Raw genomic sequence first — 12,421 nt, 5'->3', positions numbered from 1 at the left:
GACGCGCAGGCGCGCTTCATGTTGAAAAAGTTAATATTATGGTTTAATAGTCTATTCCAGCGCGGTTGCGATATGCCGGGAAGGAATGGGCGATGCCTTGGGCTGAGGTCAACGGAAGCTGCCTGCGCTATCGCGTTGATGGCGATGGTGGCCCCGTCGTTCTGCTCGTCCACGAAGCGGGCGGCTGTATCGAAAGTTTCGACGAGGTCGCGGCCGATCTGGCAACAGGATTTCGCGTGGTGCGATACGACCAGCGCGGGTTCGGCCATTCCGAACCATCAAATAATTTCACCCTTGCTACGGCGGTCGACGATCTCGCGGCGCTGGTCGATCATCTCGCCCTGCCCTGCCCGATCCACGTCGCAGGCTGCGCGCTGGGCGGCGACATCGCCGCGGTCTTTTGTCGGCAACAGCATGAACGGGTCGCCAGCCTGGTCATCACCAGCCCGCGGTCGGAACCGATGGACGAGGGCCGCAAGGCGCAGCTTGCGGCAATGGGCGAACGCATCGCCAGCATGGGTTTGCGCGCCATTCGCGACAGCTATCTGGTCGGCCTTTATCCAGAATGCCTGCGCGCGCTCGATCCGGCGCGGTTCGAACAATATCGTGCCCGTTGGACCTGCAATGATGCCGCCGCCTATGGCCATTTGATCTCCATGCTCAATGAAATCGACCCCCGCAGCATTTACCCGTCCATTGCCTGCGAAACGCTCGTCCTTGCCGGCACGTTTGATACGTCGCGTCCGGTTGCGATGGCATGCGCCGTGGCGGACATGATCCCGCAGGGACAGTTCGAAGCGCTGGAAAGCGGACATTTCATGGCTGTCCAAACCCCGGAACTGTTTGCCGCCTCGGTGCGGCGCTTCGTGAACGCAGCCATCGCCCGGACCGCATGAAGGGAAAGACCACGGTCCGGCTTGAAAATATAATCGGAACATCATGAGAGGAGCATATCGAAATGCACAGGTTTTTCGCGATCGCCATGGCCACTGGCCTTGCCCTTTCAGGCATCGCCGTCGCTCAAACCAGCGCCCCCGACGACATGCTGCGGCCCGTACCCGGCTGGATGACGCAGTCCGGGATCGTCGCGGTATCGCCCGATCGCAAGCCGGTGCGCGCCTCGCAACTCGCCGATCGGGAGGCGATCCGCGAAACGCTCACCACCTATACTTTGGCGCTTGATGACGGCAATTCCGATCTGTTGCGTTCGGTGCTGACTGACGACGCAACCATGACCGTCTATGTCGGTTCCAATATCCCCCGCGCGCAATCGGTCGGTGGGGACAAGGTGGTCGAAGGCTTCAAAACCCTATTTGCCATGCAAAAGGATCAGCGACGCCACGCCGCTTCGAACATGATTGTCCAGAATATGCGCGGAAATACGGCCGAACTAATTGCCTATGCCATCGTCACGCGGACCCGTCGGGCGGAAACATTGCTGGCCGGAGCCGTGGTCTATTCGGCGAAAATGGTTCGGGGCAGGGACGGCGTCTGGCGCTTCGCCAAGCTGGCCATTGCGATCGATGCCGGTGAGGCGGTCGTCGCGGATTGACCAGGGATCATGCGGGGCCGGTATCTGGGCTAACCAGCCGGTCAGACTGGCTCTGTCATCCCGATCCTATGAGAATGGCAGAGCCGCCCGCCGACCACGCGATCAACGCATCTTGAGTTCGAGGCGGAAAACATCGCCGCGATAGGTGCCGCGCGAAATCAGGAACAGCCGGTCGCGCTGATCCACCATCATGCGATCGATGAAGCAGACTGGCGCATTAATGGGGATATTGAGCAGTTCAGCCGTCTCGAAATCAGCCGAACCGATTGTCATGATCTGGCGTGCATCGGCAATCTTTGCGCCGGGAATGGAGGCCGCCAATCGTCCGGCGGTCATTGTCGTGAAGGATTCATCGGGGATTTTCCGAGCCACGCGCTCATCGACATAAATGCTCGCCAACAAATAGGGCTGCCCTTTTTGCGAATGGCGTCGACGCAAATTGCGGTAATTGGGTGCGACAGTGCCGATCGGCTTGGCAAGCGCCGGCAAGGCCACATTGGCATAATCGGACAATATCTCAATCTCCGCATGCTCGCGAAGACTGAGCATGCTTTGCCAATCGGTCTCGATCTCGCACCAGATGGGTTCGGGTAAGGTTTCGCGAACGAAAGTGCCCTTTGCCCGAAAACGGGAAACGAGATTTTCCGCCTCAAGCTGTCCGACCGCCTGACGGATCGTCGCACGGGCAACCCCGAATTCCTCGGCAAGCTCGTCAATTGTCGGGATCTGCTGCCCTTTTGCCCATTCGCCAGTTTCGATCCGGCGACGGAAAAGCGTTGCGAGCTGTGTGTATCGCGGAACGCCGCCACTGGCGAGTTTGGTGCTGTTATTTGACATAAGACGCATCTATCGCTCAATCCACTGATTGACAACACTGTGCGCCATCGCACCGGCAACAAGAATGTCCCGCCTATTCCAGTCCAACTTCGCTACGAACCGCACTGGTATGCTCTCCAAGCATCGGCGGCATGACCGGCGGCGACAAGGGCGTTTCGCTGAAGCGCAGTGGCGTTCCGACCAGTGTCACTTCCGAACCGCTGGGATGGCGGAGCGTTTTGACCATGCCACGGTGGACAACCTGCTCATGCTCCAGCACTTGCGGAATTGTGTTGATCGGCGCGCTGGGCAGCCCCGCTGCCTCGAACAGCGGAAACCAGTCTGCCCGGTTGCGCGTCGACAATGCCTCCCCGACAAGGGCGGTGAGGGTCGCGACATTTTCCACCCGCAACGTGTTGGACGAAAAGCGGGGATCGTTGGTCAAATCCTGACGCTCGATGATCTTGCACAGTCGCTCGAACTGATTGTCGTTTCCAACCACCAGGGCGATATATCCGTCGGCGCAAGGATAGACATTCTGGGGCTGTATATTGGGGTGCGAATTGCCCGTACGGACCGGCACCTTGCCCGAAACCAGATAATTCATCGCCTGATTGGCGAGGAAACCGACCTGCACATCCAACATGGAAATATCGATATAATTACCCTTGCCGGTTTCCGCCCGATGCGCCAGCGCACCCAGAATAGCCACCGTCGCATACATGCCGGTCATCAGATCAACGATCGGCACGCCGACTTTCTGTGGGCCGCCTCCGGGCGCGTCATCCGGCTCCCCGGTTACGCTCATCAACCCGCCCATGGCCTGAATCATGAAGTCATAGGCAGGCTGTTCGCGCATCGGCCCGGTCTGGCCGAACCCGGTGATCGAGCAATAGATAAGGCTGGGATTGATCGCCCGCAAATCGTCATAGGCCAGGCCATAGCGAGCCAGATCGCCAACCTTGAAATTTTCGACCACAATGTCGGCGGTGGCGGCAAGCGCACGGATCAATTCCTGCCCCGCAGCGCTACTCAAGTCTGCGGCGACCGATCGCTTCCCGCGATTGACGCAGAGATAATAGCCCGATTCCCGCGTTTCTTCCCCCGCCGGCGTCTTGACATAGGGAGGCCCCCAGCGGCGCGTGTCGTCGCCCACGCCGTCCCGTTCGATCTTGATGACATCGGCACCCATATCGGCCAGAATCTGGGTTGACCACGGGCCTGCCATGATCCGGGTCAGGTCAAGCACCCGGATATGGGAAAGCGGACCAGCCCTGCCCGATTGCGGCGCTTCCCGATCAGGCTCGCGATTGGAGCCGTCCGGGGCTGTTGCGCTTGTCATGAAATCCGCCTCTCAACCGTCATCGAAAATCGCCACGCTCTGCCTACGGCCTATCCTGCACGAAACGCGCAGTCCGTTCGAGTTTCAGGCGGCGGCCATGCTGTGGCCAATATTCGCCTTGGCAAGAATTTTGATCACCTTGGGCCAGTGCGAGGCGTAAAGCGTCTCGACCGAGGGAAGATCAAGGGCAGGCGAATGATAAGCGATGAAATGGTCCGCACCGATGCCACGACACTGGTAAATAATCTTTTCGGCAACTGTTTCGGGCGATCCGTGGACATATTCGTCCTCGAAGGACACCAGATTGTCGGTCGGCACTTTTAGACCCTGCTGCGTGGGTGAGGCCGCATCGACAATCCCGGTCTTTTTGACCCCCTCGTCCACCGTCTTGCCCTCGGCAGCATCGTGCCGGGCCAGCGCGGCCTGAAAGATTTCGGCCGATAGCTGGCGTGCCCTGGCCAACAGTTCAGGGTGGCGTTCATCGGCCTCGGCGTCGGTCGCGCATATATTGATCTGGCGGCGAATTCCGACATCGTCCGCGCTGAGCTTCACGCCAATCTCTTCGCCCTTGGCGAAATAGGCGTCCGTCACCTTGCGCGCATTTTCGACCGACTGATAGGCGCTGCAAATCTTGTACCCGCGAACGGCGGCATTCTGCGCCGTTGCGGCGGAATAGAGCGTCATCCACTTGCGCCTGCGCGTTTCCGGGCGAAGGCGCGGCATGACAGGCAGGCCCGTATAGTTGAAATATTTGCCGCTGTAGGTGACATATTCACCCTTCGCAGCAAGATCGAGTATATCGAGCGCTTCGGCATAGATGGGCCGGACGTCTGCCGCCGCGATATTCACATAATCATATTCGAACGGAACCCCGCTGGCCACGCCGATCTCAAGCCGCCCATGGGTGAGATAATCCAGCATGCCCAATTCCTCGGCGAGCCGCCATGGCTGATGAAACGGCAATACATTGCCCAGAACGCCAAGTTTAAGGCGCTTGGTATGCTGGGCGAGCGCGGCGATATACAGGTTAGGCGCGGGCATCATGGTTTTGAGGAAATGATGTTCGGCAAAAAAGACGCCCTCAAAACCCTTGTCATCAAGCGACGCCATCCGGCGGAGCATGTCGTCAAAGGCCTGCTGAACAATGTCAGGATTCGCATGATCTTCCAGCTCCCCGTTCGGCAAACGGTTGAACTCGCAACACCAGACCTTGACCATTATCCTTGCTCCATTTCGATCGATATTCTCGTTGCGGAAGAAACCATAGGCGGCGATCCATGGCGGATGCCGGACAGCCGGTCCTGCGGCCCGTTCGATCATCCACTTCTGCTATGGGTAATAGCAATATTCTATAGGTCAGTCAATCATACTATTTCTATCGACTGTCAGGCTTCCACATCGGGCCGGAACTCGTCCGTCAGAAATTCGCCGAGGACAGCGTTGAACAGGTCCGGTCTTTCCCAATTGGGAATATGCCCCGCGCCGGGAATGACCCTGTAACGCGATCCGGCAATCTGCTGGTGCATATGCTCCATAACGACTGGCGCCTGCCCATCATTTTCACCCACCAAAAGCAGGGTCGGCACCGAAATCGAACCCAGAACATCCGAAAAATCGAAGGATTGCAGCGCGCCTGCCATCGCGGCGAACCCTTCCATCGGCGTGGACACCATGCCCTCGCGCACCGATTCGGCACGCCCGGATTCAAGGGTATCGGGCGAGAACCACCTTGGCATCACGGTGTCCGCGAAAGCCTTCATCCCATGCTTCCGTACGAAATCGATACGCTCTTGCCACATCGCGCCGCCACCGGGCGCGGTCTTGGCCTGACCATCGACGAGGACGAGACGTGCGATCCGCGACGATTCCGCCTGCCAGAGCGCAAGCCCTGTTGGAACGCCCATGGAGAGGCCGACAAATGTGCAGCGGTCAATCTCCTGGTGATCCAGCAGCGCCAGCACGTCGTGCGCAAGGCGTTGAAATGTCGGCACTTGAGCCGGAACATCACTTCCGCCGTGGCCACGTTGATCATAACGCAATATCCGGAAGCGCTCACCCAGCGCCTCGACCTGATTGGCCCATACCGACATATCGGTCATCAACGAATTGCTGAACACCAGCCACGGCCCCTGGCGCGCGCCGTCCACGCGATAGCGAATTGAAAGTCCGTCGATCACCAGTTCACTGCAAAATGTCATTGGCACCCTCCTAAAATACATATAACCATTCTTTTATCTTTTGTATATGGACAAGGATGTGGCTTTGCCGACGGCACGGGTTGAAGCCATGTCGGTGAATGCGCGAACGCGGCCTTCGCAATCCTTGCGCTACGATATAAATTTTTATACTGACCGCATGGGCAGTCAGAACCTCGTTAGGAAGTAGGATATGCAGTGTGTCGGCGTTGAGTGGAACGGGCAGCGGTGGATCGGCCGCACAGAAGGCGATCAGATAATTCTCCTCGCTACGGCGGAGGCGTTCTTTGCCGACCCGTTCGCCGCCAGGTCACTTCCAGGCACGGCGAGTATCGCGCGGAGCGATGCTGTCATCCGCCCACCCGCCTGGCATGGCGCGCGAGTCATTTGCGTAGGCCTCAATTATCGCGCCCATGCCGCCGAAGGAGGGTTTCAAGCACCCGATTTTCCAGCCATATTCGGCCGCTGGACCCGCTCGCTGGTCGAGGATGGCGGCGATGTTCCCGCGCTTGAAGAGAAGCTCGACTGGGAAGCCGAGCTTGGCGTCGTCATTGGTCGTCAGATGGCGGGCGTCAAGGATGCCGAGGCGTTGGATGGGGTATTTGGTTATGCCGCATTCAACGACATTACCGCGCGCACCTATCAGCGCCACACCCATCAATGGACCACGGGCAAGAATATGGACCGTTCCGGTGTCTTGGGTGCCATCACCACCGCTGATGAAGTGGGCGATCCGGCGACCGGCCTGCACATTGAATCCCGGCTGAACGGCCAGGTGATGCAATCAGCCAACACCGCAGATCTGATCTTCCCGGTCGGCCGGATTATCTCCTATCTGAGCGAAATCATGACCCTGTTCCCCGGCGACATCATCGCCAGCGGAACACCCGAAGGCGTCGGCCATGCCCGCAAACCTCCGCTATTCATGAAGCCAGGCGATGTGATCGAAGTTGAAATCGAAAAGGTCGGCCTGATCAGCAACCGGATTGTGCCGGGAAGCCAGCGCGGCGTTTGAAGCGCCGAAACGGGGGCAGCACATGCCCCCGTTCGTGTTTCGGATCTCATCGCCGGGCAGCGCCGCGTCTGTCCCGGATCATGAGAGGAATATGCGCGATCGAACAGTGCGTAACCGAACGGAGGTGCCGTGATGGAAATGATCCGCTCTAGCCGCCAGCCGGGGGCCTCGTCCGGCCCTGTTCCCAGGCCGATCCTGAATCTTGCCTCATCGGTGGGCGGCCTGTTCGATGCGCTGGTCACGCGGATGCGTCACCTTGGCGCGGGACAGACAACGGCCGGCGTCGGCACGCTCCCCGGCGAAAGCCAGGGGGTGGAACATTTACGACAGATTGCGCGAAAGATCCTGTCCGAACATGCCCACGCAGTCGGCACCATGCTCTCGACCTCGTTCATCGAAGGCTATGCGCGGCTCGACAGCGCCCACCGCCTCGAAACCTTACAGATGCTGGCGCGCGAATTCGGACCGGACCGCCAGAAGGTCGCAAACGCCTGCAAAGCCTTTCTGGACACGCCGGGCGACGAAAGCCTGCGCCAGCTCGTGCTTGATGTCGAACCGCCGAGGCAGGAACTGTTCCGGCGAATAAACCAGGCACCGTTCGCCACGCTGGCGCTGGTGCGACTGCGCGCGGAACTGCTTTCGCTGCTGCCCCAACACCCTGAACTCCGACAGGTGGATGACGATCTGGTCCACCTGTTCCATTCCTGGTTCAACCGGGGTTTCCTCATCATGCAGCGGATCGACTGGAACAGTTCAGCGCATCTGCTCGACAAGATCGTCGCTTATGAAGCCGTCCACTCGATCGGCTCGCTGGAAGATCTGCGCCGCCGCCTCGCCCCAGGCGACCGGCGCTGCTACGCCTTCTTCCACCCCGCGCTGCTCGATGAGCCACTGATCTTTGTAGAAGTGGCTCTGAGCGACAAAATCGAATCCTCGATCGCCACAATTCTAAGCGAAGAACGCCATCCGCTTGGGGCCGACGTGGTCGACACGGCAATGTTCTATTCGATCAGCAATTGCCAGGCGGGCCTTCAGGGGGTGTCCTTTGGACATCATTTGCTGCAGCAGGTCGTGGATGATCTGCGGGGTGAATTGCCGGGATTGAAGCGGTTCGTCACCCTTTCTCCTGTACCCGGATTCATGCGCTGGCTGCGCGAGGAGCAGGCCCAGGGCAATGTCGAAGCCGAAACACTCCTCAACATGGATTCATCCGCTCCGCCGACGCAGGCGATGCTGCTCGGCCCGGCGCTGCGCTATCTCACCGAAGCCAAGGACCGCAAGGGCCGCCCCCGCGATCCCGTCATGCGCTTCCACCTGGGCAACGGCGCGCGGCTCGAACGCTTGTGCATAGGCGGTGATCTTTCGGCCTCAGGCATGGCCCAGTCGCTGGGCCTCATGGTCAATTATCGCTATGAAATCGACGCACTCGAAACCAACCGCGCACGCTTCCTCAAGGGGGAAGTCCCCTTGGGTGATCCGGTAAAGGAAATGCTGACGGCGGGCTTCAGCAAATCGGCCCATAAGAAGGACAGGTAAGGATATTATGCAGACAATCGCCACGCTGTTCCGCGAAGCCGTAAACGATGCAGGCGACGCCCCCTTCCTGACCCTGGCCGATGGCACGTCCATCAGCTATGCCGATGCGTGGGCACGGACCACCGCGCTGGCCGCCCGGTTCCGCGCACTCGGCGTGAAGGACGGCGACCGGATCGCCATTCATGCCGAAAAGAGTCCGGACGCCTTGTTCGTCTATCTTGCCGCGCAGCGGGTGGGCGCGGTCTTCCTCCCGCTCAACACGGCCTACACCGCTGACGAGCTGGAATATTTCCTGGCAGACGCCACGCCTGCGCTGTTCATTTGCCGCCCCCAGGACGAAACGGCCCTTGCCGCGCTGTGCAGCCGGATCGGCCTTCCCTGCTGCAAGTCGCTGGGAACTGCCGGGGACGGCACGCTGTGCGATGGCTTGAATGCCGCTGCGCCGGAAGATTTCACCGATGCATCGCGCGGTCCCGACGATCTTGCCGCTATCCTCTATACCTCCGGCACCACCGGCCGGTCGAAGGGCGCGATGCTGACCAACGCCAACCTGGTCAGCAACGGCCTGACGCTGCGCGACTATTGGCGCTTCACCCGTGAAGACGTGCTGCTGCACGCGCTGCCGATCTTTCACACGCATGGCTTGTTCGTTGCCACCAACACCATCCTCGCCGCCCGTGCCACGATGATCTTCCTTCCGAAGCTGGACGTGCCGTCGATGCTGGACCTGATGGCGCAGGCGACAACGATGATGGGGGTGCCGACCTTCTACACGCGCCTGCTGGACGACCCGCGCTTTACCCGCGACGTGGCCGCGCACATGCGCCTGTTCATTTCAGGGTCCGCGCCGCTTTCCGCCGATGTTCACCGCGAATTTTCAGAACGCACCGGCCATGCCATTCTGGAACGCTATGGCATGACGGAAACCAACATGATCACGTCCAACCCCTATGACGGGGCGCGTGTTCCAGGCAGCGTGGGCTTTCCGCTGCCCGGCGTTTCGGTGCGGATCGCAGACCCGGAAACCGGAGCCGAACTACCCCAGGGCGAGATTGGCGGCATAGAGGTGAAGGGACCGAATGTGTTCGTCGGCTACTGGCAGATGCCGGAAAAGACGAAACAGGAATTCCGCGCGGACGGCTTCTTCATCACGGGCGATCTTGGTCGTGTCGACGAAAATGGCTATGTTCACATTGTCGGCCGATCGAAAGACCTTATCATTTCCGGTGGGTTCAACGTCTATCCGGCGGAAGTCGAGGCACTGCTCGATGAATTGCCGGGCATTGCCGAAAGCGCGGTTATCGCCGTACCGCACCGCGATTTCGGCGAAGCGGTAGTCGCCGTAGTGCAGGGTCGGGACAGTTCGCTGACCGAAGAAGCGATTATTGCCGCGATCGCCGACAAACTCGCGCGATTCAAGCAGCCCAAGCGTGTATTTTTCGTCTCCGAACTACCCCGCAATGCGATGGGCAAGATCCAGAAGGCGCAGTTACGCGAACAATTCGCCGCTACGTTTGCCTGACGTTCGGGCCTGAACGCGCCTGGAATTCGTTCAAGGCGCGTTGCCATTTGCAAGATGCAATGAACGCGCCGGGGTACAACTTAACCCCGGCGCGTTTTTTTTGCTGCGGTCAGAATTTTGACGACAGCCGAACGCCATAGTTTCGCGGCGCTTCAATATTCACGGTATAATAGCGGAAGCCGTTGGGCGCATTTGCACCGATGCTGGTCCCGCTGGTGTAGATCGCTTCGTTGGTCAGGTTCATCGCATAGGCCGAGAGCGACCAGGCGTCGTCGGGCGCGGTATAGCTCAATTCGAAATTGACAACGCTATAGCCTGACACGCGGCTGTTGGGACCATAGCCGACATCCAGCAGGCGCGAACCAACATATTGAGCATTGACCAAAGGCGTGATCCTCCCGCCATTGTTCAACTCGAAATCATGCTGATATGATCCCTGCAACGACCAGCTTGGCACACGCGGCAAAGCCCGGCCACTGCAATCTATCGTGAAGCGCCCCGCGACGCTGGCAGGGGAAGCCGAACATGCCGATGCTTGCGCCGGCGCATAGGCACCAAGCCCGATCTGGGTAAAGACGAAACTGTCGGCCTTGCTCTTGGTATATTCGGCAAAGAATTTGAGCTTGTCGGCGTCAGTCACCGCCCAGGCCAGGTCGATGTTCGCGCCATAGATTGTTGCTTTGCCGACGTTGAATGTCAGGAAGCCTTGCTCGGATGGCGACCCAGGTGTCGAGCCACAAACGTCCGCTAGTGCACTGACATGTTGTCCGCGCGCCTTGATCAGGAAAGCCTCGCCATTGACTTGAAGGCGGTTGCCGAAAAAGCGGTTGCGCGATCCTGCCAGAAACTGGGTGATTCTTTCCGGTTCATAACTTGGCCCGCCGCATGGCGTGGTGTTGGTGCCGCCGCCTTTGAAGCCTGTCGTCCCGGTAAGATAGAGCATTGAGGCCGCGCCGACATCATATTCAAGGCCAGCTTTCCAATTGATGCGCTTGTCTCCCGCCGAAAACAGATCGATCGGCCCGCGAAGCTGTACAAAAGGAACCTCTGGCCGGGCACCTGTGCCGGTGACGAGAGTGCCGCCATTGGTTTCATGGGTATAGCGTATCCCGCCGATCACCCGCAGATCAGGAACCAGCGCATAGGTGACATTGGCGAACAGGGATTTCGATACGACTTTCTCTTTGCTCAATTGCGCGAGCAGTGCCGGTCCCGTCGGCGTTCCCTGCACGGCATAGACTTGCTGCCCGAACTGATCGTCATAATAAAATGCGCCGACAATCCATTTGAAGGTCGTACCATCATTTGCCAGCCGAACTTCGACAGACGTCGCGCGATCATCGAGATATTCCTTGAAGCGAATATTGGCGTTGTAGGAGACATAGTTTTGAACATGCTCGCGATAGGCGGGAATGACAGTCAGCGTCGCAAAACCAAGATTGGCGTTGATTTCCGCACTCACACCCCAACTGTCGGAATTGACGCTGCGGTCGTCAGGCCTGGTGAACGGAGCGGTACCCGGCCCAAATATATAGGGGTAAGGCAAAAGGCTGACATCATTGTTCGAATACCAGGGATCATTCTGAAATACCGGGTAAACGCCCACACCCGACCCCTGCCCCCGCACTGCGGAATAATCGACGCTGGCGAGTATGGAGATCGCACTGGACGGCTCAACAAGAATACGGCCGCGAACAGCGCGGGTGCGCTGATCCTGCGCTCCGTCCGACAAATATCCGTCGCGTTCGATCCCCTTGCCCGAAATACGCAGCGCAGCCTGTTGGCCAAGCGGAACGTTCAGCGCGAGTTCGCTGCTGAGCAGGTTGAAACTGCCTGCTTCCAGGCTGACCGAACCGCTCGTTTCGCCTATTCTGGGGCGCGCACTGATAAGGTTGACTGCGCCGCCGCTTGCGTTGCGGCCATATAAAGTGCCCTGAGGACCCTTCAAAACCTCGACACGCTCAAGATCGAAAAAACTTGTGGACGCGAGCGATGGACGAGCCAGCGCGACGCCGTCAAGATTGAACTGGACACCTGGCTGTGCCCGCGAATTGCGCGCCGCATCGCCCACGCCGCGAATATATATCTGAGGATTGACGCCGGTACTGCCGATCTGGACGCCTGGCACCAGTTGATTGAGATCCGCCGGGCGACGGACGGCCTCGACATCTTTTGCAGACAATACCTGAATTGACAGGGACGAACGCTGAACGGTGGTTTCGCGCCGCTCTGCTGTCACGATGATCTCTTCCAGGGCGTAGGGATCGGTTCGATCCGCTTCTTGGGTCTGCGCCATTACTGGATGCGAAATGCCACACAACAGCAGCGACGTAAGCAACATCTTCCTCATTACGATCCTCCCCCATTAATTTTGCCGAAGCCTTCGCCCGTTTGGGAGACTATCCATTCGAGCGAATATACGTCGGCAATCACCACAAAAGCA

At 59.1% G+C, this 12,421-nt stretch carries 10 protein-coding genes; 5 read left to right on the top strand and 5 right to left on the bottom strand.

Going from position 1 to position 12,421, the window contains the following annotated elements:
• The first annotated feature begins 92 nt into the window (after positions 1-92).
• Together V2I08_RS04535 and V2I08_RS04530 are read left to right on the top strand one after the other, a co-directional pair.
• Positions 93-896, top strand: coding sequence for an alpha/beta hydrolase (locus V2I08_RS04535; protein ID WP_349634018.1), 804 nt, complete (start codon positions 93-95; stop codon positions 894-896).
• 62 nt (positions 897-958) lie between these two features.
• Positions 959-1,552 (top strand): nuclear transport factor 2 family protein, encoded by a 594-nt coding sequence (locus V2I08_RS04530; RefSeq protein WP_349634017.1) that lies wholly within the window; start codon positions 959-961, stop codon positions 1,550-1,552.
• Between the two features lie 102 nt (positions 1,553-1,654).
• Here V2I08_RS04530 and V2I08_RS04525 read toward each other — a convergent pair whose 3' ends face one another.
• The 4 genes from V2I08_RS04525 to V2I08_RS04510 form a co-directional block, all read right to left on the bottom strand.
• On the bottom strand, positions 1,655-2,398 hold the full coding sequence (locus tag V2I08_RS04525) for a GntR family transcriptional regulator (RefSeq protein ID WP_349634016.1): 744 nt from the start codon (positions 2,396-2,398) through the stop codon (positions 1,655-1,657).
• 64 nt (positions 2,399-2,462) lie between these two features.
• Positions 2,463-3,710: a CaiB/BaiF CoA-transferase family protein gene (locus V2I08_RS04520; RefSeq protein ID WP_349634015.1), complete on the bottom strand. Its 1,248-nt coding sequence runs from the start codon at positions 3,708-3,710 to the stop codon at positions 2,463-2,465.
• An 84-nt stretch (positions 3,711-3,794) separates the two neighbouring features.
• A complete protein-coding gene (locus V2I08_RS04515) occupies positions 3,795-5,030 on the bottom strand; it encodes an LLM class flavin-dependent oxidoreductase (RefSeq protein WP_349634014.1) in 1,236 nt (411 codons plus the stop codon).
• Between the two features lie 65 nt (positions 5,031-5,095).
• Complete coding sequence (locus V2I08_RS04510) at positions 5,096-5,908, bottom strand: alpha/beta fold hydrolase (RefSeq protein ID WP_349634013.1); 813 nt, start codon at positions 5,906-5,908, stop codon at positions 5,096-5,098.
• 190 nt (positions 5,909-6,098) lie between these two features.
• Here V2I08_RS04510 and V2I08_RS04505 point away from each other — a divergent pair, with 190 nt between their 5' ends.
• From V2I08_RS04505 to V2I08_RS04495, 3 genes are all read left to right on the top strand, one after another.
• Positions 6,099-6,920: a fumarylacetoacetate hydrolase family protein gene (locus V2I08_RS04505; protein ID WP_349634012.1), complete on the top strand. Its 822-nt coding sequence runs from the start codon at positions 6,099-6,101 to the stop codon at positions 6,918-6,920.
• Between the two features lie 132 nt (positions 6,921-7,052).
• Positions 7,053-8,456, top strand: coding sequence for a malonyl-CoA decarboxylase domain-containing protein (locus V2I08_RS04500; RefSeq protein ID WP_349634011.1), 1,404 nt, complete (start codon positions 7,053-7,055; stop codon positions 8,454-8,456).
• Positions 8,457-8,463: 7 nt separating this feature from the next.
• Complete coding sequence (locus V2I08_RS04495; RefSeq protein ID WP_349634010.1) at positions 8,464-9,978, top strand: malonyl-CoA synthase; 1,515 nt, start codon at positions 8,464-8,466, stop codon at positions 9,976-9,978.
• 109 nt (positions 9,979-10,087) lie between these two features.
• On the opposite strand, the gene V2I08_RS04490 is transcribed toward V2I08_RS04495, so the two are convergent.
• A complete protein-coding gene (locus V2I08_RS04490) occupies positions 10,088-12,328 on the bottom strand; it encodes a TonB-dependent receptor (protein ID WP_349634009.1) in 2,241 nt (746 codons plus the stop codon).
• Between the last annotated feature and the right edge of the window lie 93 nt (positions 12,329-12,421).

It is taken from the genome of Sphingobium sp. MK2 (assembly GCF_040170545.1).
In the GTDB taxonomy this organism is placed as follows: Bacteria; Pseudomonadota; Alphaproteobacteria; order Sphingomonadales; family Sphingomonadaceae; genus Sphingobium.
This window is presented reverse-complemented; position numbering and strand designations above follow the sequence as displayed.